The following is a 23,399-nucleotide window of genomic DNA, read 5'->3' on the forward strand; positions in this document are numbered from 1 at the left end:
TAGCCCATTGGGAGGAAGCCCCGATAGCACTGCTCCAAGTGAAGAGTACGATCGAGACGGTTGTTTTTCCGGAAGTGCGATTGAAAAGGATGGAAAGCTCTATTTGATGTATACAGGAAATCAGTGGACAGGTCCAGATCATGATAAGGATCTTTATCAGGTGCAGGCCCTTGCTGTCAGTGAGGATGGAATTACGTTTGAAAAGGTACCTGAAAATCCGGTCATAGATCCAGCTCCTGAAGGCGATATCCATCCCTATCATTTTAGGGATCCAAAGGTTTGGAAAAAAGGAGATCATTACTACTGTGTCCTTGGTTCACGTACAAAGGAACATGCAGGACAGGTACTTCTATACCGCTCGGAAGACCTTTATCATTGGGAGTTCGTAAATGTAGCAGCCAAAGGGGAAGGCAACTTTGGTTTCATGTGGGAATGTCCCGACCTTTTTGAGATAGACGGACAAACTATCCTCATGATGTCTCCCCAGGGGATGGAGCCTGAAGGCAGTCTTTATCATAATCTTCATCAGGCTGGATATGTCGTCGGTCAGCTTGATTATGAGACGGGCAACCTGAAGCATGGGGAGTTTGAGCTGCTTGACCATGGCTTTGACTTTTACGCTCCGCAAACAATGGAAGACCCTTGGGGAAGAAGGATCATGATTGCCTGGATGAATATGTGGGAGAGCCACATGCCTGAACAGGAAGAGGGGTTTGCAGGTGCCATGACCATCCCGCGCGAATTGATTTTGGAAAATGGCAAACTGAAATCAAAACCTGTTCCGGAATTGGAAAAAAGGCGTAAGAATCATAAAGGCTATAGCAATATAAGGGTCGAGGGAGAAAGCGTCCTGCCAGGGATTGAAGGAAACGCAGTCGAATTGAAGGTCACCATCGATGCAAAAGATGCATCACAATTCGGTTTGAAATTGAGGGCTGGAAACAATGAAGAAACAGAACTTCTCTATATTAAAGAGGAGCGGAGTATCGTCCTTGACCGCAGTTTGTCCGGCAAGGGTCCAGGCGGTATCCGCAGGGCTGAAATAGAGCTGGAAGACAAACTGTTGACTCTGCATGTTTTCATCGACCACTCTTCTGTGGAAGTATTCATCAATGACGGTGAAAAAGTGATGACAGCAAGAATCTATCCTGAAAAAGATTCAACCAGTATTAGATTCTTCAGTGACAAGCCGATTGAATTGCTGCAAGTGCACAAGTGGGATTTGTGAGATGGAAAAGGGATGCCTCGCTCAACAGGGCATCCCTTCTCCTATTAGAGTAATCACTCATTTGCGATAAAAAATAAAAAGGAAGGCTCGGCCCTTCCTAAAATGCATCCCGTAAAGACCGGAGGATGTGGACATTATATTGATCTACAGAAACTCCTGATGAGACCATCTTCTGTGCAATGGCTGGTCTCATACCAGTAAGGCTGACATTGACGCCAAGCAGTTTCAGTGCCTTAAGGAGCCCGTTGATGGAATGGAAAAAGTGTTGATTGGCTTCGATGATGGAAGATAAATCGACAATGAGGGAAGACAGCTTTTTTTCAGAGACGCTGATTAACACTCTTTGTATGATTAAGTCGATTTCCAAGTCATCAATAATGGTCTGGTTAAGAGGGAGGATCCCCTTTCCTTCGGGCAGCAGAATAATGTTGGATGCCATTTGTTCTAAATGGGATTTGAACCTATCTTCTTTTTGAACGAACTCTGTGACATCAGAAAATTCGGCCATTGCTCCTAAAATTTTGCCGTTCTCCTCCAGTAAGTGTGTCTCCAGGTCAAAATAACTGTTGAAATCCCCAAACTGGTACGGCATTCTTTTTACCTTGACGGTTTTGCCGAATTTTACTGTGTTCTCAACATGGCGGACATCTTCAGGTGCATCAGGGAAAAGGTCATAAGCATTCATATGAAGTACATCTTCTTTCTTTAATTTCAACAATCTTTCGCACGCTGGATTCAGGTAAACAATTGAGTATTCGGCATCAATGATGAAAATAGCATGCTTCAAAAAATCCATGGCGTTCACGTTGTGTTCATTAAATTGCAATATGCTTTTCTTCAATACTTGTCCTCCAAAAATGAGTCTTTTCTAAATTATAGCACCTTAATGACCGGAACATCTATATGATTTGCAGGAAAACCATGACCATTGTAGTAGATATATAGGGAGATAGGAGGGTGTTTTATAAAAGCAACAGAAGAAATACTAGGCGTGTGGAAAAAATTCGACGGGTTTCCAATGGAGACATTGACGAAGGTGTGGCTGCACAGCAGGGCAGAAGGCGGTGAACAGCGAGATATTGAAACAATGAAACTACATAAGGAGCGATATGGAATTACAGGAAACTGCTTTGATTTGGCACTCAGGCTCATGGCAGAATTCAAAACTGCAGGAATCAAGGCGTATCCCATCGGCCATGATCTGAAAACAGAGGCAGCACATGTTGCCGTGATCGCTCGGGATGAGCAGGGAAACCGTTATTTGTGTGATTTGGGAGACCAATGGCTGCAGCCTATATTAATAGAAGAAAATCTTCCGGAATTCTCCAGTGATAAGTTGGCTGGTTTCTTCCCGGCAAGTGATATTCAAGTTATTCCAAGAGATGAGGTGATGGAAATCTTATTTCACCGGCCAAATGGTAAGGTATCCAAACAAATTTATGAGCTCACTCCTATCGAACAGGATGAATTTATGGAGGCTGCTGACTATTCACAGAACCTTTTTAAGTCTAAGCCGCTGCTGGAAATAAGACTTCCTTTTAAAACAGAAATGGCTCATTGGGAGTTTTATGATTGGGAAAGCTTTCTTAGTACTAGTGAAGGAAAGTTTTACGAGGAACCTTTGAATACCGTTGAAAAGTGGGCGGAGAGACTGCATGGCAAGACAGGGTATGACCGGCAGATGCTTGTCGAGGCCTTGAAGATCTATAAGTCATTATAAGAAGGGGGAGAGGAGAGATCAGTTTCTGATCACACCTATAGTGAGAGCCCCATTCTATTGGGGGAAGCGTTTCTGCTGCACTACAGAAGATATAAAAACGCTTAGATCCTGTAGAATCCAAGCGTTTTAAATGGTAAATTTTTTATTCCACCTTGTCATTTTCCCATTGGTACGTCCAAAAATGTTCAAAGGTCACCCATTTCAGGGCTTCGGGGTCTTGGGCGGCAATCCCCTTTTCAATTTGGGGAAGCATCCAGGCTGTCTGTGAGCTGTGGGCTTTCATCGTTTGGATCTTTTGGTCTTTTACATCCCAGATATCATGAGTGACATCAGGCTCCCCTAAATGTTGTTTGCAATCATTTGAGAATGCCAGACAGTGAAGCTTGGGACGTGCAGATTTTGGCAGCCGGCGAACGGCTCTGACCACTGCCCGTGCAGTCGCTTCATGGTCAGGGTGAACCGAAAATCCGGGGTAGAAAGTGATGATAAGGGATGGAGCCAGCTCTTCGATGAGTTCTGTCACCATATTGGAAAGTTCTTCATCATTTTCGAACTCCAGTGTCTTGTCACGGTATCCCAGCATGCGTAAGTCAGTGATGCCCATGACTTCAGCTGCTTTTTTCAGTTCTTCTTTGCGGATGAGCGGGAGAGATTCCCTAGTCGCAAATGGAGGGTTGCCCAGGTTTCGTCCCATTTCTCCTAAGGTCAGGCATGCATAGGTGACCGGTGTGCCTTCTTTTATATATTGCGAAATTGTCCCAGAAACACCGAAAGCTTCATCATCGGGATGGGGGAATATAACGAGTACTTGTTTTTCTTTCTGCATACTGTAACCTCCTAAAAGTCAAAGGGAGTTCGGTTAAGGCTCTTTCTTGTACCTTGTTGCTTTTTAATAATAATTTCGAAAGACATTACCTTCTTACCTTAATATCTTGGCGAACAATAAAGAAAAGAGCTGCTCTCTCTTTATAAAGAGAAAGTCTTTTATTCAGGGGGAAAATCCTGCAAATGGAATTTTTCCGAGGGCAGCAATCTATAGGAAAATAGTCATTTAAAAGGGTGTCGTGCTGATTTGTAAAGCAACAGCAAGCTTACCTTCATTGTCGTGCCCTGCAAGAAGAAGCTGGTTCTTTGCCGTTTTCTCAAAATGGGTAAGGCCTTCAGCATAGATCCAGCCGATATCAAGCTTCAGTCCAGCCCTGAATGGACCGTCACCGACAATCTTGCCATGCTCATAGTTCACAAGTGCATTGCGTATGTAAGCTCCTGCAGAGAAAAAATCTTCTTTAAAGTGGGAGGCATATGCTCCATTGGTTGTTTCTAAATGTATATAAACATCTTTTCGGGCAAATTCATTAATCAAACCTTGCACTTTTGCCAGCGTAATAGGTTCCATCTCCCTGCCTCCTTATCCGGTAAATAAATCTGATCACTTTCCATTTTACTAAAATCACCAATAGAATGCGAAAACAACGCCTCTGCTATACATACAGCTCTAAAAAAGCCGGCATTTCCCATCAACCCTTTAAAGCACTAAAAGGGACAGTCCCTCTTAGTGCTTTAAAGGGTTAAAGCGTCAGTCGTATAAAAAAATGACTCCCGATCGGGAGTCATGTGCAAGGTTAAGATTGTAGTCAAGGTTAAGATAAAAAGCTGTTATGCAATGTTGCTGATATTAGTGTTCTTTACTTCCGATTACAACTACTTTTCCTTTATCAAGTTCCTCTTCATAACGATCCGCTTCTGAGTCGCTAAGACCTAAAGAACTCATTTTGGAACGAAGCTCGTCTCCGCGCTTCTTGAACGTGTTCCCCAGACTGTCGAACATGCCTTGTTCACTCATGCCGACACTTTCTGTGTGCGTTCCTTCTGTAAGGTCTTTCGAACGCTCTTTGTCATGAGCGAAGATATAAATATCATCTTTCTCGTAACCAGAACGGTTCAATTCTTCAATTACTTTCGTTGCGTGTACTCCGTTTTCAACTGTGTGTACTTCATACATAGTTACAGCCTCCTTCTAATAATTTGATGAAGTGCTATGGTTTATATCTACCCGGTTTGCAGATGGCTAAACAAACTCAGTAAGTGGTAAAATTAAGTAATTTTTGAATCCTGTACCCAATGTACTTCATCCAGGGAATTTCATAGTCCTTCTCGATGAACTTTTCCGTATATAAACCGCCTTCGTTATCCCAGATCCTGTTGAAATACGTTTCAACCTCTTTGTTTACTTCCTGGTCGAGAGGGGTCTCCAGCCACAGGTTTGTCTCCAGGTTCAAATCTTCAAAATTCCTTGTTGTGTAGTTGGTCGAGCCTCCAAGAATAATTGCCTTTTCCTTCTTTTTAATATAAAGAAGCTTTGTATGATATTGTTCCATTTCCGTATTGTACCAGCGGATATGGATGTTTTCTTTCCCTCTGCGATGGAGTTCCGAAGCGACAGGGATGTTGGGAAGGCCCATCTTCTGCTGGCCGAATGCATTTGTATTAGGGTCTAGAATGATTCTCACATCAGCACCTCGTTCGGCTGCATCAATAAGCCTGTTAATGACTTTCCGTTCGGCGAGATAGAACATACCGAGCCAAACGGTATCTCCTTTTCCTGCCTTGCCCAGTTCTTCCAATGCACGCTTATGAATTTTGCCTTCCGTCAGAACTTGAGCTTTGATACTCCCGCCGGTTTCTCCGCTGCCGTTATAATCAGGCAGCCGGGGCCCTCCAGAATATCTTGCTACTGCTTTCTCTGTTTTGAGGATATCCCCAATAATCGGGCCCTTGACTTCAAAGGCAATGTTGGAGTGCAAGCCGCTCGCATTATGAGGGTTTGCAGAAGTAATGAGTGCAGACTGGTCAGTCACAACCACTTTTCGATGATTGGCCTTAACATTTAAGAGTTCCAAGTAGGAACGGACTGTCACTTTTGGTGCAGTAGAGGCTAAAGGATTCGACAGCCAGCCATCATCTTCAGGCTCGGATTGAAACCATTGAAAAAAAGTTCTCCAGACGGCACTGTACACAAAATTGGAATCTCGTAAGGGCTTGAGGTCTGTGTACATGACTTTTATTCCATTCTCCTTGAGCTGCTCCACCTCAGGCGCAAGATGAGAGCCGTACGTTGTATTGATATGATCGGTAATAAAGATCATATCAATATCAGGATTTTGCCGTTTTTTATCTATTAAAGCCTGCGTCAGATTTCCTGCTAAATCCGGCATGTCATACTTTCCATCATAATAGCTGTTAAAAAGAAACATATCGATGACGACAAAGTCTTTTGCTTCTCCGATCATACGGTTGATTCTTTCAAATATCCGGGATTCGTGAAGAAAATGTCCAGCGGGGTCTTTATATGAGAGGTCATAAATGAAATCAACATCATCTGTGAGGAAGATATCCCCTTCATAAGACGTCCCTTCAGGAAGAGACTTGTGAGTTTGGTAGTACATAACCAAACCAAAATATACCAAAATAAGAATTGTAAGGAGAACGGTCCTCTTTTTCCCCCAGTTCATCAAGCGTTTCATGGGTTTTTCCTCCAGTTCATAGTAGAGTACTCTACCCGCTTTGCAGATTGCTTATTCCAACTTCCGACAATATTTTCTATAATATGAAGGAGGATGGTGAATCAGGTGAAAAATAATGAAGATAGAATAAGAGAAATAGAGTCGCTTTTGGCAGAGTTAAAGAAGAGCAGCCAGCAGACAAGTGCGACTGTCGTTTTAGATAGAGAGAAGATCAGATTGCCTTTTTTAAAGGTGGGAAAAGCAATCTTCACTGTTTGGAAAAGTAAGTTTCTTCTCATGCTCCTCATTGTAGTCCTAGCAATATCGGGTCTTTCAGTCGGCATGTATTCATGGCTTTCAGGGAGTAGGTTACAGGAAGAACAAGGGTCTTTTGTAGAGCAGATTAAAGAAATGAATACACTGGCGACCGCACAGGCGTTTACCAAAGCGGTCATTGAGCAGGAGGATAACAAGATTTTCGGTAAAGAAATATCAGCCGACCTTCCAGGCACGAAAAGAAAATTATTATTGGTGGTCCCGGGTACGGTCATAGCCGGAGTCGACCTGAAAAAAATATCAGAAGATGATATTTTGGTAGATGAAGAGGGAAAAGAAATGACGATTGAGCTGCCGAGGGCGGAAATCCTGCAGTCACCTTCTCTTGATACGGAAAATATCAAGACGTTCTCTGTAGAAGGCATCTTCAGAAGTGAAGTGGATTGGGAAGAGGGATTCGGCTTGGCACAGGAGGCCAAAGAGCTGCTTCAACAGGAAGCGCTTGATCAAGGATTGCTGCAAATAGCGGAAGAAAATGCTGAAAAATCATTGAAAGATTTCTTCAGGCAGCTTGGCTACACAGTAACAATCGATTATAAGAATTAACATGAAAGGGTGTTGATCGTGGCTGCCATTCTTAAAAACGATTGGAACGATGTACTAGAAAAAGAATTGGAAAAACCATATTTTACGAGACTGACAGAGTTTCTTGAGGAAGAGTTTAAGACGGAAAAAATATATCCTGAGAAACAGAATGTCTTTAATGCCTTGAATTCCACTTCTTTTACCGATACAAAGGTCGTCCTGCTTGGACAGGATCCCTATCATGGGGAGGGGCAAGCCCATGGATTAAGCTTTTCGGTAGGAAAAAGCGTTAAGATTCCGCCGTCTTTACGGAATATATATAAAGAACTTCACGATGATCTCGGTTGTGATATCCCTGACCATGGAAACTTGAGCAAATGGGCCGATCAGGGGGTTCTTCTCTTGAACACAGTATTGACGGTGAGAGAAGGGAAGGCACACTCTCATAAAGGAAAAGGCTGGGAAACCTTCACAGACAAGGTAATCGAGCACCTTAATGACAGGGAGAAGCCTCTTGTGTTTATGCTGTGGGGACGTCCTGCACAAGAAAAACTGAAACTGATCGATAGTGATAAACACTTTGTGATTCAATCTCCCCACCCAAGTCCATTATCCGCCAGAAAAGGATTCTTTGGGAGCAAGCCTTTTTCCAGAGCCAATGAGTGGTTAAAGAAAAATGGCAGGAAGAAATAGATTGGTGTATAGAGTAGTAAGGTGTTTGACATTATCCCCCATGTTTCACGTGAAACAATTCAGAATATGACGAAGCAAGGCGAAGTATCCGCTTTACTTCGCTTTTCTTTTTGTGCAGCCTGTGAGTGGTACCTGTTAGGACAAGAAAAAATTTATACGAGGCACAACCACGGTTTGTAACAGGCAAATTTGATATAAGTTTGATAGAATAGGGAAGAATGACTGGATAGGGAGCGAGAGAATTGCCGGAGAAAAAGAAAATCAATTGTTTTCAATGCCAATACTTCTATACAACCTGGCAACCTGCCCATCCACGCGGTTGTAAAGCATACGGATTCAAAACAAAAGCAATGCCTTCCCTGGTCGTATTTCATTCTTCCGGAGAAAGCTGCCTGAGGTTCACGCCGAAGGGGAAGCAGTAAAGTATTCGTATGGTTTCAATAACCCAATAAGCATATGTAGTAGTGTTAATAATATTCTTCTATTGTTAATAAATGGGTTACATAGTCTTTGTTTAATTTATACCCAATGGTGATTGGAACGGAAGGTGCGTGATCTCCTGCGGGAGCAGCGGGACAGATGAGACCCCGCAGGCGCAGCCGAGGAGGCTCAACGCCCGCCCCGCGGAGTCACGCACCTGGAGTGGAAATCTATCCGCACACAAATGGAAAAGGCCAAGTTACATAAAACAAACCGCAAAAGGAGGGATACCGATGCATATATCCCATGTCTCATTGATCAATAAAATGGAACAGGAACTTCTGAAAGCCAAGAAAGCAGAAAGACCTCAAAACATCCGTGAACACATCAGCTCAATCAAAGCCTTATGTGAAGTGATGCTTGAAAATGAAAGTGTCGGCTCCACTCAGCCTGTTTTCTCTAATCAAATGCCGGCGCAGCAAATGGCAATGCCGGTCAGCAGCCAGCAGCCGCAATCAGTAACGATCACGGAAGAAAGCAAGCTGGAAACAGAGGACGGGGCGAATGGAGACTCACTGTTTGAATTCTAAATCTAATTAAACCGGGAGTGTTGGAGGATATGAAAACGTTCATTATTATAGGCGCAGTCAACGCGTTTCTTTCAGTAGCATTGGGGGCTTTCGGTGCCCACGCTCTGGAGGGGAAGATTTCACAAAAGTATATTGATATATGGAATACAGGAGTGCTTTATCAAATGTTCCATTCAATTGGAATTTTGATCATAGGCGTGCTTGCCGGAAACATAGCAGCCAGTGCCCTGCTTAACTGGTCAGGCTGGCTCATGCTAATCGGCATTGTGTTATTTTCCGGAAGCCTGTATGTATTGAGCTTAACGGGAATTAAAGTGCTTGGGGCTATCACACCTTTAGGCGGAGTATCGTTCCTGATTGCATGGGTGCTTCTAATCATTACAGCTGCAAAATCCATGTAAATATAGGCTGTTTTCGATAGACGTTGCTTTCGGAAAAATTCCAAGGGCCGGATTTTTCCCCTGATTACTAGGGCTCTTCTTTCTGAAGGGAAGAGTAGCTCTTTTCTTTCTTGTTTATCGGGCTGTTTATGGTTTATAAAGGAAATATTTTTTGAAGTTTGTATTAAATAGCATTAAAGTTGATGAAATGAGCCTAAATAAAAGACTGCGCGCCAACATTAGGCACGCAGTCTTTTCGATTTTTTAACCATTTACCTTGGTGAATACGCAACAGTAGGAGCTGCTCCTGCCCCAAACGGATATTCATACTCAATTTCTTCATTAAAGGTAATGTAATCAAGATAAATCATTGGCAATAAATACCGCATTCCCGTTTGCGGATCACTCAGGATGATGTGGTCACGGCCGGCGGCTTCGATAATGCCTTTGAATACTTTGGCATTCCACTCCGTGTTGTTTTCGAATGTCATGTAAACTGTGGCCACTTTGCCTTTATTAAGACGAAGGATGTTCTCAATATAAGACTCCTCTACAGGCAGCTGGCCGGGAATGTTCTGTGCCGGACTTGGAGCACTCACTGGCTGGGGAACCTGCATACCTTGGCCCCCGTAATACTGACCGCCCATATAGTTCTGAGGCTGACCGTAATAAGGCGGTTGGGTATAGCCATATCCATACGGATTTCCACTACTTGATTGTTTCATAATACAGACCTCCTTGATTAATCAAAATCCTTCATGTTGAAGGTGTTTCACTTCTTGTTCACAAAGCACGGTAACCAATGCTAATGGCTTTCTCTCTTTAGAAAAAAATAGGGATAATGGTGAAAGAGAGTATGCGCTGATTTCACTATTTCATTTTTATGTATGAGAAGGGTGGAATATTCCATAAAGCTCTTTTCGTAGATATTGTTGCTTTTAGTATATAAAGCTGATTTCCACTCGGGGTGCGTGACTCCGCAGGGTGGGAGTTGAGTGGCGGAGATAGGATTTTTCAAACAGTTCTTACCTGAAACAATTTATGGCGCTGATTTACGGTATGCAGGTTGGAGGGGTGACATAGGAGATGAGAAATACGAAGAGCGCAGGAGAAAAAATAAAAAACGCCCAAACAGAGATCTGTTTTGGGCGTTAAGTGGGATTATACATGTAAGAAATGGGCAACCTTTTCTTCTTCAAGAAGGTTCCCTACGAAGAAAGTACCGAATTCACCGTAGCGGGCGCTGACTTCGTCGAAGCGCATTTCGTATACAAGTTTTTTGAATTGAAGAACGTCATCTGCAAACAATGTAACTCCCCATTCATAATCGTCAAAACCGACGGAACCGGTGATGACCTGCTTTACTTTCCCTGCATATTGGCGTCCGATCATCCCATGGCTGCGCATAAGGCTGCGGCGCTCTTCCATCGGAAGCATATACCAGTTGTCATTACCTTGGCGGCGCTTGTCCATCGGATAGAAGCAGACATGCTTCGCCTTTGGAAGGATCGGGTAAAGACGAGCACGCACATGCGGGTTCTCATACGGATTTTCCCCATCAGCAAGGTAGTTGCTCAGCTCTACTACTGAGACATAAGAGAATGTCGGCACTGTATACTCAGCGATAGTCAGTTTGTTGAACTCGTTCTCCAAGTCATTCAGTTCTTCCATCGTCGGACGGACGATCATCATCATGAAGTCAGCTTTTTGGCCGACAATGGAGTATAGGGCATGACTGCCTTCTTCTTTATTTTGTGTATTATTCATTTTTTCAAGGAATCCATGAAACTCATTGATTGCCATTTGTCTTTCGTCGCTGGAAAGCATCTTCCAGGAAGTCCAGTCCATTGACCGGAAGTCATGCAAAGAATACCAGCCATCTAACGTTTGAGCCGGTTCACTCATGTGTATCACTCCTTATTAAACTTATATGCACCCTTACTATATCATAGTTTGGCCAAATAACCTGAAATAGAATCTTGACTGAAAATCAACAATTTCAGCGGGAAAGTGGCTGAAAACTGCATATTCAGGGGGGCACCCGGGAACAATAAAGCAGGTTGAAAAGGATGAAATTTTCAAAAAACAAAAACATTTTAAATGGAAACGCTGCCAATGGCCGTTATTCTTGAAATCTTCCGGCAGAAGAGTATGCTAAAAGTGGATAAATGAAGGAGGGCTTAATTCATGAGCAATCTATTTGAAACACTAAAAGCGAAAGTCACAGGGAAAGACTTGAAGATTGTATTTCCAGAAGGTCAAGATGAAAGAATTTTACAAGCAGCCTCCCGTCTGGCTTCAGATGGAATTCTTACACCGGTGATCATCGGAAATGCCGGCAATGTCGAGGCAAAAGCCCAAGAAGTGAATGTGTCACTCGAAGGCTGTGAAATTCTTGATCCAGCAGATAACGAATTCATGGACGAGCTCGTTCAATCATTTGTGGATAGACGAAAAGGCAAAGCGACAGAAGAGGATGCGAAGAAGATCCTTCTTGATGAAAATTACTTCGGAACCATGCTCGTGTACACAGGCAAAGCTCACGGCTTGGTAAGCGGTGCTGCTCACTCTACGGCAGACACTGTCCGTCCGGCGCTTCAAATCATTAAAACAAAAGAAGGCATTCGAAAAACGTCAGGTGTATTTATCATGGTCCGTGAAGGTGAAAAATACGTCTTTGCTGATTGCGCCATCAACATTGCCCCTGACAGCCAGGATCTAGCTGAAATTGCAATTGAGAGTGCGAAAACAGCTGAAATGTTTGATATTGACCCACGGGTAGCAATGTTAAGCTTCTCTACAAAAGGGTCCGCGAAATCCCCAGAAACAGAAAAGGTGACAGAAGCAGTCAACATTGCAAAGGAAAAAGCCCCTGAATTGACTCTGGACGGCGAATTCCAATTTGATGCTGCCTTTGTACCCTCCGTGGCAAGCAAAAAAGCTCCGGACTCTGTATTGAAAGGCGATGCAAATGTCTTCATCTTCCCTAGCCTTGAAGCAGGGAACATCGGATACAAAATTGCACAGCGCCTTGGAAACTTCGAGGCAGTGGGTCCAATCCTTCAAGGATTGAATGCACCGGTCAACGACCTTTCCCGAGGGTGTAATGAAGAAGATGTCTATAAACTTGCGCTGATTACAGCTGCGCAGGCTTTATAAAAATGTAACGTTAAACGGTCTCCTATCGGGGGGCCTTTTTTTAGTAATCTCAATATATTTTAAATTAGGTCCCGCTAAAAAGGCATACGTCCATACAGTTTGTCCCTCTCTGAATAATGTGGTAGTAAGGAGGTGTGAAAAAATGACAACTATTGTAATAGATCCCGGCCATGGGGGAAATGACCCCGGTGCCACGTATCGCAATTTTATGGAGAAGACTTACAATCTCTCCATCGCCCTTAAGGTAAGGGATTATCTTCAGAAAAATTATAATGTTAACATTCTGATGACCAGAACAGGCGACAGCACAATGTCACTCAGCCAGCGCTCTAGTTTTGCCAATTCCAGGAATGCCGACTTCTATCTCTCTATTCATAATAATGCCGCTGGCGGGAGAGGCTTTGAAAGTTATATTTATAACGGCACAGTCTCTCAGCAGACACGAAACTATCAGACTATTATCCACGACGAAATCATGTCCTCTGTCAGACAAAAATACGGTATAACAGACAGGGGCAAGAAACGGGCAAATTTCCACGTTCTAAGGGAAACTGAAATGAATGCTCTCCTTTTGGAGGTACTATTTGTCGATAACCCGGCTGACTTAAGCATCCTTAACAACCCGGACTTCATCTCGGACGTTTCAACAGCCATTGCAAAAGGAGTTGCTAAAGCACTGTCTCTTCCTGCATTAAGTTCAACAGGAGGACTGTTTAAGGTGATCGCCGGCTCATTTACCGACCGGAAGAATGCTGAAGCAAGAGTAACCTACCTCATGTCAAAGGGAATCTCGTCCTTTATCGTTCCAACCACGATCTCAGGGGTACAGTATTACAGAATACAGGCAGGGGCGTATTCAAGCAAAGAAAATGCAGAGGCGCAAGTTGAAAAGTTAAAACAGCTGGGCATCGCCGGAGCGTTTATCATAACAGATGGGAAAGAGCCTGCTCCCACACCAGAACCTACGCCCCCGCCAACCCCGGAAGAACTTTTTACAATCAACGGGGATACTCTTCTACATTCTTATCAGCTTGATGACTTCGTCCGAACAGTGAATCCAGAAGCACCTTCTCTTGGACAATACTATGTGAGCTTCGGAGAGGCATACGGTATTAGAGGAGATGTTGCCTATGCACAGGCAATCCACGAGACCGACTACTTCCGCTTCACAGGGCTCGTGAAAAAAGAACAGAACAACTATGCAGGAATCGGTGCAACCGGACCAGGCAACCCGGGGGCAACTTTTTCGACCCCGGAAGTCGGCGTTCATGCCCAGATTCAACATCTGTATGCCTACTCTTCAAACGAAAACATTCCAGCAGGGTTTCAGCAGGTAGACCCAAGATTTAACCTTGTCACAAGAGGGATCGCTGACACATGGACTGACCTTAATGGACGGTGGGCTGTCCCGGGAACAACCTACGGACAAAGCATCATCAGCATTTACAGACGAATGCTCAGCCATGCAATTGAGCAACTTGATCAACAGAAGCAGGCTATAACTAACAGGCTGGATGAACTGTAAAAAGGGTTTTAAAACAAGGAGTTCTATATAAAAAGCAAAACAAACAGGAGTACGAAAGATTATTTGATTTCGCCCTCCTGTTTTCTTTCTCATACGGGGGATATCGGGGGGATATGATATAATAATTCCCATGACAACCGAAGGAGAAAGAACGATGGAAATGCAAACAAATCAATCATTGCTTATACAACCCCAATGGAGAATCATTGACCAATCCAGTTTGGGTCCTATATTTGAAGCCCTCCAATCCTTTGCAATCGATGACACCCTCTGCACCTCGGTAGGCGCGGGAAACTCTCCGGCCACCGCCAGGGCATGGGTCCACCACAATACGATTGTCTTAGGGATTCAAGATACGAAACTTCCGGCACTCGAGGATGGATTAAAGGTACTGGAAGAACTCGGTTACCGCTATATCGTCCGAAATTCAGGCGGCTTGGCGGTCGTCCTGGATGAGGGGGTCCTCAACCTTTCTCTCGTATTCCCGGATTCGGAAAAAGGGATCGATATCAATCGCGGGTATGATGCCATGCTTCAGCTGACTGAAGATATGTTTAAAGACTTTCCGGTTAAAATAGAGGCAAAGGAAATCATCAATTCCTATTGCCCCGGCAGCTATGACCTCAGCATAAACGGTCAAAAATTTGCAGGTATCTCGCAAAGAAGAATCAGGAATGGTGTTGCCGTCCAGATCTATCTCTGTGTAACCGGCAGCGGCTCGGAACGGGCAAAGGTCATAAGAGACTTTTATAATGCAGGGAAAAGGGAAGAAAGCAAGAAGTTCATCTTTCCTGAAATCGAACCGGACTGCATGGCATCCCTTTCAGAACTGCTTGGCGTCAGCTTAACGATTCAAGACACCATGCTAAGGTTTTTGCAGTCTCTTAAAAATTTCAGCGGAAGAATCTATGCCAGCCAGCTGGAGGGAGACGAAATCCCTTTATATGAAAGCTATTTTGACAGGGTCCATCAGCGTAATGAGAAGGTTTTGAAGGGATAATAGAGTTTTTAGTCCGGCAATCCGATTGGTTGCCGGTTTTTCTGTACAAAAGAAATTTTTGACAGGAAAATGAATGTTGTGCCCGGGTTATACATATATACGCACGGCTTATACAGGAATTCGCACGGAAATCAGGCAGATACGCACAGTTTCCCTTTCCCGCAGCCCATACGCAAGAAAAACACTGACCAGGGGCCAGTGTTTTTCTGCTCTATTCAGCTACTTTTTCAAGGTTTCCGTTTCGGTCCATTTTGAATCGTGGCGCTTTTCCTTCTTCATCTTCAAATAACACAAGCTTCCTTGCACGGTTCATGATCTGCATCAGTGTTTCGTAGTCTTCCTGCATTGTTACCGTATTTTTCTCGAGCTGGCCGATCTTTTTCTCGAGTTCAGCATTTTTGCGTCTGATTTCAGCGTTTTCGTGCTTCAATCTCTGATTCTCACTTTTTAAAATATCAGAGTGAAAATTAGATTGAGCCAGGCTTTGCAAGTAAGCAATGACTTTCTCAAGAGACATCTCCACTTTACCCCCGACAGGCATACGCTGAGCGGCTGGCGCTTGTATTGGAGTTTGGACTGGAGTTTCTGATACTGCAGGTTTGCCTGCATCTTTGCTTTCCAGTGGTTCTTCTGCAAATTCAGTATCGGCTTCTGACTTTTCCATCATTTCCATTGCTTCCATTACCGGACTAGTATACTCTTCATTTTCATCGCTCATCTCGGAGGACATCGATAGAGACATAGCATCAATTTCATCATAGGAAGGTGCCGGCGGCTGGTATAACAGCTTTTTCTTTCCCCCCTGGTCTTTACCGAGCAGGCGCTGGCGTTGTTTGCGCTGCTTCTTCGCAAGGCTCAATGCTTTTTCATATTGGTGGCGGACAACGGCATTCCAGCGAAATCCGCATGCGGCCGAGGTCCTGTTCAATTTGTCCCCTACTTCTTCAAATGCATTCAACTGTGTGCTGCCTTCTCTCACATGCCGTAAAACCGTCTCGGCTAATAGCAAATCATCTTCTTCTGTCCAGGCATCCTGTCTTGATTTCATTTTTACCAACTCCCTTATTTTAGTACCTTTTCTTACTAGAAGTCTGTACATAAAAAAGGGAATCTATACGAATATGTTAAAATTATTTTTTTCTAATAGTTTCGTTGTTGTGATCGTTTAGAATGTACTTCCTGGCTGTCAAGGTCAGGTGTACGGCAAAAAAAAATTCTGGCATATCCAACCCTTGAAGTATAAACAATTTTCTTCATTTCTATTTATTTTTCGACAAGCTTTGAGATGTTTTTATAAGAAAAACCGTCTATAATAGAACTAAGTTAGACAGGAAGAGGGTAAAGAATGGAATACTCTAAAATGAAGTTGCATGAGGAAAAAGTTTTTAAAGACCCTGTTCATCGTTATGTACACGTAAAAGATCAGGTCATTTGGGATTTAATAGGAACAAAGGAGTTCCAGAGGCTGAGACGCATCAGGCAGCTTGGAACGACTTATTTGACGTTCCACGGAGCAGAACACAGCCGTTTGAATCACTCTCTCGGTGTCTATGAGATTGTACGCCGGATTGTAGACGATGTGTTTCAGGACCGTCCTGAATGGAGCCAGAATGAGAGACTTCTATCTTTATGTGCTGCACTGCTTCATGATTTGGGTCATGGGCCATTTTCCCATTCATTCGAAAAGGTCTTTCATCTTGATCATGAGCATTTCACACAGGAAATCATTCTGGGAGATACAGAGGTTAACAAGGTCCTGACAAAGGTAGGAAAGGATTTTCCTAAGCATGTTGCCGAAGTCATCGACAAAACCTATGCGAACAAACAAGTAGTCAGCCTGATTTCAAGCCAGATTGATGCGGACCGGATGGACTACTTGCAGCGTGATGCTTATTTTACCGGTGTCAGCTACGGCCATTTTGATATGGAGCGGATATTGCGTGTCATGAGGCCGCGTGAAGATCAGGTGGTCATTAAATCCAGCGGTATGCATGCGGTTGAGGATTACATTATGAGCCGGTATCAGATGTATTGGCAGGTGTATTTCCATCCGGTGACGCGAAGTGCCGAGGTTATCCTGACGAAAATTCTCCATCGTGCAAAAGAACTTCATGAACAATCGTATTCTTTTAAATATGATCCTCTCCATTTTTATTCCCTCTTTAAAGGAAATGTATCATTGGAGGATTATTTAAAGCTGGACGAAGCGGTCATCATGTTTTACTTCCAGACATGGGAAGAAGAAGATGATCCTGTATTGAGTGATCTTTGCAGCCGCTTTATGAATCGAAATTTATTTAAATATGCCGAGTTTGATCCGGCAAAAGAATATAAGAAACACCGTGAGCTCGAGGGTTTATTCAAAAAAGCCGGACTCGATCCGGAATATTATCTGGTCGTCGACTCATCCTCGGACCTGCCATATGATTTTTACCGGCCCGGAGAAGAAGAGGAACGCCTCCCGATACACTTGCTGATGCCGAACAATGAGCTGAAGGAATTGTCAAGACAGTCGGATATCGTGGATGCCATTTCAGGTAAAAGAAGAACGGACCACAAACTCTATTATCCTGCCGACTTCTTATATGATGAATCCTCGAAGAGAAATATTAAAAGACAAATTCGTTCTATCTTAGAACTCGATTAAATAACTTGAGGCTGTCTCAAAAGCCAATGGTCAGAAATTTCATGGCCGGACCCTTCTGAGACAGCCTTCCTGCCCCTAATGACGGAACACCTAGTAATTTTGAAGTAGGAGATGAAGTAAAAGTGTTAAAGGATCACGCTAAATTAATGAGTGCTTTTTTGGCTTCCGGTGAGATTACCGGCAGAAAGAAACTGCAAAAAATGATATATATCGCAAAGAAATTATCTTTTCCTTTTCAAGAAAAATTTCAGTTTCATTTCTACGGTCCTTATTCAGAGGAGCTGACCCTGCGAGTGGAAGAGCTCTGCAACATGGGCTTCATCAGCGAGCTGAAGGAGAAAAAAGGCGGATACTTTCAATACCGTTACACCGTGACAGAAGAAGGCCAGGGCTTTCTGAACATGTATGAAACAGAAATGCCGTATCTTCAGGATTGCCTGGAGGATATGAACGAACAGCCTTCCCGTTTTCTTGAACTTGTATCGACGGTTTTATATTTCGATAATCTTTCCCGCGAAGAAGTGGAAGAGAAAGTGTTCACCCTGAAAAGCAAGCAGAAGTATACGGTAGAAGAAATTGATGCCGCATATGAATATATTGAAGGCCTGAAAAAGAGAATCGTCAATTAATAGAGAAGCCCTCCACTTGTTGTGGCGGGTTTTTTGTTTGTTTTTATGTGTAGTGAGAGGGCTGGGGTGTTTGTATTGGTTGGTTAGTCGTCTGGGCGTTATGCGACAAGATTTGGGCGATTTTCGACAGAGCTTGGTCGTTAAACGACAAATGATGGTCGATATTCGACAAAGAGCGAGCGATATCCGACAAAGTTTGGTTGATAGCCTGCAAGCTGGTACTCGGGAGCTGCAGATTCGATAATAACCTGAGGTATTGGTGTCAGATTTTATCGAATGGTCGATAAACCCGTGGTTTCCGCCGATAAAATTGAAAAATCGCCGATAAATCTTTATAATCGCTGATAAAATAAGCAGAATCGCTGATAAATCTCAGGAATCGCCGATAACCCCTGGGAAACCCCCGCTTCAACTTGTACCAAAACAAAAGCCGCCGATCCAAAATGATCAACGGCTAATAGGGCGGGCATGACGAGGATTTATCCCTCGTCACTCAAGCGTTTCCCGCCAACGGCATAGTGGTTCTTGCTCATTTCTTCGATGAATACGACAATTTTGTCTTCGGCGGCACCAGTTGTTTCACTGACAGCGGCCGTAACTTTTTCAACTAATGCTTTCTTTTGGTCTTCATTGCGTCCTTCGAGCATTTTAACGGTTACATAAGGCATGGGCTTCGCTCCTGTTCTATAATTTTGATACAATCATAAGGAAGGACAAACGGACAATACCTTCCAGTTAAAATTTTATCTTATTTTTTTGAAGGAGCAAGTCTGGATGATAGAGAATATTGATGAAACAGATATTATTTTCAGAAAAAATTCATTTATGTATAAGGAGAACAAACTGTGGACTTTTTAGCGTTTAATCTAGAAGAGCTTCCATTCGTGGTGATTGCCTTGATCCTTGCATTCACGTTCCATGAATATGCTCACGCCTATGTGGCGCACAAATTTGGAGATGATACAGCAAAGGATCAGGGAAGGCTGACCTTAAATCCGATTCAGCATCTGGATCCAATTGGAACGCTGTTTATCTTGATTGCCGGTTTCGGCTGGGCAAGGCCTGTTCCTGTGAACCGGTTCAACTTTAAAAATCCGAAATTGGCAGGGGTGCTTGTTTCAGTTGCCGGACCGCTGAGTAATTTCCTGATCGCCTTTATCGCGTATGGAGTTTTTTACTTTGTCATTACGTTTGGATTCGGAGTGGCCATTCCCCAATTCTTCATTGAACTGTTCAATATGATTGTATATCTTAATATCCTTTTGTTCATATTTAATCTATTGCCGTTTCCTCCTTTGGACGGCTACCGGATCATCGAGGACCTTTCACCACCGCACCTGCGTGCGAAAATGTCCCAGTATGAGCAGTATGGGGTTTTGCTGTTTATCATTTTGGTCATCACCCCGCTTGACCGCTACACGATCTGGCCGGTTATCAACGGCGGAATGAGTGCTGTAGGGCAGGCGTTTAATACAATTTACTATGGAATCTTTTCATTATTTTCATAAGGCTCTTTTCTAAAACTTTGTTGCTCCTTACCATGAAGTTCAAGAGAAGCAGCTATATTTAACAGGTATGATCCTGGTAAACAAGATAGAAAAGAGCAAATCACCCTGTTCAGTTAGAAAAGCCTGTATACCCGAGGGGGAAATCCGGATCTTAGGATTTTTCCGATAGCAACAATCTATACGAATATAGCGTTTCAAAAAACAGAAGGAGCTGTTACAGATGGAAGAAAAAAAGAAAAACAATGTTGGCTTTAATATCATCAAGAGTGACCCGACAGACGGGCACGGCGGCTTCGGAATCGGGTCGCTGAGCCTTGATAATGTATCGCCTGTATTCGTGGATATCGAAGAAGGAGAGGCCTTTGTGGATATCGGTGCGATGCATGCCCGCAGTGTGGTGGAAAAAAGAATCAAATTTACGCCGAATCGTGAGGATTCTGAAGGTGGAAAACCGTACTGGCTTGTCTGGGTGACTGTCGACCGTAAAGAAGATGGCCCCTATTATGCGGGTGTGACAGCTTGTGAAATGGTCGTCAACACGGAGAAACGACGTGGGTATAAATCTCTTCCTGAACACGTGAACAGGATGGATAAATCCATTAAGCGCCATATCATGGTCGAGGACATGGATGACCGTTCGAAGGGCATTCTAAAAGATTACCTTATGAATCATGATGCAGGCATGTGGGAACGATCTGATGATAAGTTGAAAGAGGGTTTATCTGTATAGACAGAGTTTTACAAAATATAACAATTATATGAACGAATTGTGACATTTATTAGAAAAAATCGTTCACACCTTGCTCATTGGCCTGAAAAAAAGTAAACTTAAAGCACAGTTTGCACAAAACAAACTAGGACATGAAAAACCCCGGGTTCGCACAAACCCGGGGTTTTTCGTATGTTTTTTTAGGATTTGTGCTGCCGGTTGATTTCTGGTGCAGTTATTAGTAAGAAAACGTGCCCCTACAAGGCCGCGAACACAAAATGAGAGGTACGCCCCCTAAAAAGGCGTACCTCTACATAGCTGGATTCTCTTACGAAGAGGACAACCGCTGTCCAGTCTGTCCGCCTCGCAGGGACAATTCTAGTTCCTATTTTAAAACCACTTCGTCCATTTCTTATACCAAGGAGTCTTTTCCTCTTTCGGCTGACTGACTGGAGGTTTGGCAGGGGCATCTTCATGAAGGTGCTCATCACAGTATTCCGTCGGTTCCGTGCCTTTTACAAAGTAGGTGAAGCGCTGAACCGGGCAGCCTTTTGTTGCCAGCTTGCCGTTATGGGGATTGACGAGGTACCCTTTGACATTTTTGGTCGGTTTGAAGGTTTTGACCGGCTCGCCCTTCAAAGCTTCCTCCATAAAGTGAACCCAGATATTCTTCGCGTAATATTTATCCTCGACTAGAGAAATTTGCTTTCCTTTGTCATATCCGGTCCAAATCCCGGCGGTCAGCTGCGGGGCGAAACCAATCATCCAGTTGTCTGAATTGGTCGTTCCGGATTTTCCTGCATAAGGCCTTGTGGCATCCTTTCTGATGGTGATACCCGTAACCGTGGAATAATCGTTCAGCTTCGGATCGAATATTCCGCTGAGCATATGGGTCATGACGTAAGCGGAGTCAGGATTGAGGACCTGCTCTTTTTCAAATGCTTTTTCATAGATAACTTCCCCGTCGAATCCTTCCACCTTAGTAATGAACACCGGACTTATTTTGTATCCTCCATTGGCAAACATTCCGTAGGCGTTGACCATATCGACAACCCGGGTTCCCGAAGTTCCAAGAGCGGATGACGGTACCTCTTTAACTGGGGTAGAAAGACCAAATTTCTTGGCGGTTTCCACCAGCGTTTCTTCTCCAAGGAAGAGGTGGGTTTTGACAGCATAAACATTGTCTGAAATGGCGATGGCTTGAGCCAAAGTGATGTCGTCTCCTGCATACTTATTGTTGAAATTGTGCGGTGTATACTCGCTTTGTCCGTCATCAAATTTAAAGGTAGTCAGTTCACTCCTCATGGCTGTGGATGGGGTGAATCCTTTTTCAACGGCTGCATAGTAAAGCAGCGGCTTGATGGTTGATCCAGGCTGTCTGACGGCCTGGACTGCACGGTTGAACGGACTTTCCTCATAATTTCTTCCCCCGACCATCGCGGTGACATGACCGTTCTTCGGGTTGATGGATGTAAATCCTACCTGGATCTCAGATTCAGGTTTGATCTCTCTTTCAATCACTGTCTCAGCCGCTTTTTGATGTTTCGGATTCAAGGTTGTATAGACTTTCAGACCGCCGAGTTCGATTGTTCGCTCATCGATGCCAAGCTGGTTACGAAGGATGTTTTTAACCACATCCTGAAAATAAGGAGCGGTTTCCACTGACTGATGCGGATATTCTCCAACAATTTTAAGCGTCTCTTCTTCAGCTTTTGCGGCAGTCTCCTCGGAAATCCTTTTATCTTCCTTCATGGCATTCAGAATGATTTCCTGGCGGTCTTTTGCCTTTTGAAAAGAACCAAGAGGCGAATACAGGCTTGGTCCTTTTGGGATGCCGGCAAGCATTGCGGCTTCGGCAACAGTCAGTTCGTCAGCGCTCTTTCCAAAATAAAACTGGCTCGCGGCTTGGATTCCGTATGCTCCGTGTCCGTAATAAATCGTGTTCAGGTACCCTTCCAGGATTTGTTCTTTAGAGTAGTTCATCTCCAGCCTTAACGTATAAAGTGCCTCGGAAATCTTCCTTTTCCAAGTTTTATCGTGGGAAAGAAACAGGTTGCGGGCATATTGCTGTGAAATGGTCGATGCTCCCTGTACTTTGGCCATGGCCTTCAAATCGGCTAGTCCCGCAGCCGTAATCCTTTTAAAATCGAAACCGTGGTGAGAGAAAAAACCTTTATCCTCAATCGCAAGCGTCGCATCAATAAGGTCGGGAGAGATATCTTCAAGGTGAACCCAGTATCTTTTTTCACCGTTGCTGCTTTCACCGATGATCGATCCGTCCGCCCCGTAGAAAAGCGTGGACTGGGGAACGGCAAGAGGAGGCGGACCTTGAATTTTTGTATATGTCAATAAGCCTGCCAGCCCGGCCAGGATCAAAAGTGTGGAGAGCAGGCCAAGGATAATGGCAGCGCGCAGATATTTTTTTGTTTTTTGTAAACGGGAACTTGTGATCACTTCCAAGTTAATCCCTCATTTCCTATAAATCTGGGTATTCGATAAATTAAGAAGGTATAAATTTTGAAGGGCAATAGTGTCTAGCTCCAGCGGCCAGCTCCTAGCGGATTTCGGACTTCTTCCTTGCGATAAGTCAACATCGGCCGCTTCGCTTGCCGTGTTTCCTTTATCTCATGCAGAAGCCCTCCAATCCGTACGGCGCTGAACGGCCGCCTACGCATTTCTATGTAGTATTCAGTATGGAAAACAGAGGAATTTTTTAAACATATAGGAAGAAATTTAAATTTATTCTTGTATTTTCGCTAAATTAGACTATACTTTTTCTCATGTTTGTATTTATGGTGTTGGGGAAGGATATTTATGATGATATATG

General features: G+C 43.8%; 23 protein-coding genes. 13 read left to right on the forward strand and 10 right to left on the reverse strand.

Annotated elements, in window-relative coordinates:
- On the forward strand, nucleotides 1-1,228 hold a 1,228-nt coding region (locus BSG1_RS14080; RefSeq protein ID WP_006837756.1), incomplete at its 5' end, for a glycoside hydrolase family 32 protein.
- A 97-nt stretch (nucleotides 1,229-1,325) separates the two neighbouring features.
- Here the strand turns inward: BSG1_RS14080 and BSG1_RS14085 are convergent.
- Nucleotides 1,326-2,069 (reverse strand): STAS domain-containing protein, encoded by a 744-nt coding sequence (locus tag BSG1_RS14085; protein WP_044022932.1) that lies wholly within the window; start codon nucleotides 2,067-2,069, stop codon nucleotides 1,326-1,328.
- Nucleotides 2,070-2,219: 150 nt separating this feature from the next.
- Here BSG1_RS14085 and BSG1_RS14090 point away from each other — a divergent pair, with 150 nt between their 5' ends.
- On the forward strand, nucleotides 2,220-2,948 hold the full coding sequence (locus BSG1_RS14090; RefSeq protein ID WP_006837758.1) for a hypothetical protein: 729 nt from the start codon (nucleotides 2,220-2,222) through the stop codon (nucleotides 2,946-2,948).
- Between the two features lie 142 nt (nucleotides 2,949-3,090).
- Here BSG1_RS14090 and bshB2 read toward each other — a convergent pair whose 3' ends face one another.
- The 4 genes from bshB2 to BSG1_RS14110 all read right to left on the reverse strand — a co-directional run bounded on the left by bshB2 (nucleotide 3,091) and on the right by BSG1_RS14110 (nucleotide 6,472).
- Nucleotides 3,091-3,774, reverse strand: a complete 684-nt coding sequence (bshB2, locus tag BSG1_RS14095) for a bacillithiol biosynthesis deacetylase BshB2 (protein WP_006837759.1) — start codon at nucleotides 3,772-3,774, stop codon at nucleotides 3,091-3,093.
- Between the two features lie 225 nt (nucleotides 3,775-3,999).
- A complete protein-coding gene (locus BSG1_RS14100) occupies nucleotides 4,000-4,344 on the reverse strand; it encodes a YojF family protein (RefSeq protein WP_006837760.1) in 345 nt (114 codons plus the stop codon).
- A gap of 279 nt (nucleotides 4,345-4,623) precedes the next feature.
- On the reverse strand, nucleotides 4,624-4,950 hold the full coding sequence (locus BSG1_RS14105) for a general stress protein (protein WP_006837761.1): 327 nt from the start codon (nucleotides 4,948-4,950) through the stop codon (nucleotides 4,624-4,626).
- Between the two features lie 76 nt (nucleotides 4,951-5,026).
- A complete protein-coding gene (locus BSG1_RS14110; protein WP_006837762.1) occupies nucleotides 5,027-6,472 on the reverse strand; it encodes a phospholipase D family protein in 1,446 nt (481 codons plus the stop codon).
- A gap of 105 nt (nucleotides 6,473-6,577) precedes the next feature.
- Between BSG1_RS14110 and BSG1_RS14115 the strand changes: the two genes are divergently transcribed.
- From BSG1_RS14115 to BSG1_RS14135, 4 genes are all read left to right on the forward strand, one after another.
- Complete coding sequence (locus BSG1_RS14115; RefSeq protein ID WP_198008238.1) at nucleotides 6,578-7,333, forward strand: DUF4230 domain-containing protein; 756 nt, start codon at nucleotides 6,578-6,580, stop codon at nucleotides 7,331-7,333.
- Nucleotides 7,334-7,351: 18 nt separating this feature from the next.
- On the forward strand, nucleotides 7,352-8,005 hold the full coding sequence (locus BSG1_RS14120; protein ID WP_044022933.1) for a uracil-DNA glycosylase: 654 nt from the start codon (nucleotides 7,352-7,354) through the stop codon (nucleotides 8,003-8,005).
- A gap of 713 nt (nucleotides 8,006-8,718) precedes the next feature.
- On the forward strand, nucleotides 8,719-9,015 hold the full coding sequence (locus BSG1_RS14130; protein ID WP_006837765.1) for a YwdI family protein: 297 nt from the start codon (nucleotides 8,719-8,721) through the stop codon (nucleotides 9,013-9,015).
- 29 nt (nucleotides 9,016-9,044) lie between these two features.
- Entirely contained in the window at nucleotides 9,045-9,416 is a 372-nt protein-coding gene (locus BSG1_RS14135) for a DUF423 domain-containing protein (RefSeq protein WP_006837766.1), read from the forward strand.
- A 251-nt stretch (nucleotides 9,417-9,667) separates the two neighbouring features.
- Here BSG1_RS14135 and gerQ read toward each other — a convergent pair whose 3' ends face one another.
- The gene (gerQ, locus tag BSG1_RS14140; protein ID WP_006837767.1) at nucleotides 9,668-10,120 is read right to left on the reverse strand and encodes a spore coat protein GerQ; all 453 of its coding nucleotides are present in this window, start codon (nucleotides 10,118-10,120) and stop codon (nucleotides 9,668-9,670) included.
- Between the two features lie 436 nt (nucleotides 10,121-10,556).
- Complete coding sequence (gene hemQ / locus BSG1_RS14145) at nucleotides 10,557-11,300, reverse strand: hydrogen peroxide-dependent heme synthase (protein ID WP_006837768.1); 744 nt, start codon at nucleotides 11,298-11,300, stop codon at nucleotides 10,557-10,559.
- Nucleotides 11,301-11,582: 282 nt separating this feature from the next.
- On the opposite strand from hemQ, the gene pta reads away from it, so the two are divergent.
- The 3 genes from pta (at nucleotide 11,583) to BSG1_RS14160 (ending at nucleotide 15,079) form a co-directional block, all read left to right on the forward strand.
- Nucleotides 11,583-12,554, forward strand: a complete 972-nt coding sequence (gene pta, locus BSG1_RS14150) for a phosphate acetyltransferase (RefSeq protein ID WP_006837769.1) — start codon at nucleotides 11,583-11,585, stop codon at nucleotides 12,552-12,554.
- Nucleotides 12,555-12,696: 142 nt separating this feature from the next.
- Nucleotides 12,697-14,079 (forward strand): N-acetylmuramoyl-L-alanine amidase, encoded by a 1,383-nt coding sequence (locus BSG1_RS14155; RefSeq protein ID WP_006837770.1) that lies wholly within the window; start codon nucleotides 12,697-12,699, stop codon nucleotides 14,077-14,079.
- Nucleotides 14,080-14,239: 160 nt separating this feature from the next.
- The gene (locus BSG1_RS14160; protein ID WP_006837771.1) at nucleotides 14,240-15,079 is read left to right on the forward strand and encodes a lipoate--protein ligase family protein; all 840 of its coding nucleotides are present in this window, start codon (nucleotides 14,240-14,242) and stop codon (nucleotides 15,077-15,079) included.
- A gap of 211 nt (nucleotides 15,080-15,290) precedes the next feature.
- Here the strand turns inward: BSG1_RS14160 and BSG1_RS14165 are convergent, their stop codons facing one another.
- Nucleotides 15,291-16,127 carry an RsfA family transcriptional regulator gene (locus BSG1_RS14165; RefSeq protein WP_044022935.1) on the reverse strand — a complete coding sequence of 279 codons (837 nt, stop codon included), beginning with the start codon at nucleotides 16,125-16,127 and terminating at the stop codon, nucleotides 15,291-15,293.
- A 297-nt stretch (nucleotides 16,128-16,424) separates the two neighbouring features.
- On the opposite strand from BSG1_RS14165, the gene BSG1_RS14170 reads away from it, so the two are divergent.
- Nucleotides 16,425-17,726: an HD domain-containing protein gene (locus BSG1_RS14170; RefSeq protein ID WP_006837773.1), complete on the forward strand. Its 1,302-nt coding sequence runs from the start codon at nucleotides 16,425-16,427 to the stop codon at nucleotides 17,724-17,726.
- A gap of 122 nt (nucleotides 17,727-17,848) precedes the next feature.
- On the forward strand, nucleotides 17,849-18,355 hold the full coding sequence (locus BSG1_RS14175) for a YwgA family protein (RefSeq protein WP_044022936.1): 507 nt from the start codon (nucleotides 17,849-17,851) through the stop codon (nucleotides 18,353-18,355).
- Nucleotides 18,356-18,834: 479 nt separating this feature from the next.
- Here the strand turns inward: BSG1_RS14175 and BSG1_RS14180 are convergent, their stop codons facing one another.
- Nucleotides 18,835-19,023, reverse strand: coding sequence for a 2-hydroxymuconate tautomerase (locus tag BSG1_RS14180; RefSeq protein ID WP_006837775.1), 189 nt, complete (start codon nucleotides 19,021-19,023; stop codon nucleotides 18,835-18,837).
- Between the two features lie 177 nt (nucleotides 19,024-19,200).
- On the opposite strand from BSG1_RS14180, the gene BSG1_RS14185 reads away from it, so the two are divergent.
- Nucleotides 19,201-19,863 carry a site-2 protease family protein gene (locus BSG1_RS14185; protein ID WP_006837777.1) on the forward strand — a complete coding sequence of 221 codons (663 nt, stop codon included), beginning with the start codon at nucleotides 19,201-19,203 and terminating at the stop codon, nucleotides 19,861-19,863.
- A 220-nt stretch (nucleotides 19,864-20,083) separates the two neighbouring features.
- Nucleotides 20,084-20,593: a YwhD family protein gene (locus BSG1_RS14190; protein ID WP_006837778.1), complete on the forward strand. Its 510-nt coding sequence runs from the start codon at nucleotides 20,084-20,086 to the stop codon at nucleotides 20,591-20,593.
- Nucleotides 20,594-20,962: 369 nt separating this feature from the next.
- On the opposite strand, the gene BSG1_RS14195 is transcribed toward BSG1_RS14190, so the two are convergent.
- Nucleotides 20,963-23,032: a transglycosylase domain-containing protein gene (locus BSG1_RS14195; protein WP_006837779.1), complete on the reverse strand. Its 2,070-nt coding sequence runs from the start codon at nucleotides 23,030-23,032 to the stop codon at nucleotides 20,963-20,965.
- Between the last annotated feature and the right edge of the window lie 367 nt (nucleotides 23,033-23,399).

The sequence above is a fragment of the Bacillus sp. SG-1 genome, from assembly GCF_000181495.1.
In the GTDB taxonomy this organism is placed as follows: Bacteria; Bacillota; Bacilli; order Bacillales; family Bacillaceae_B; genus Rossellomorea.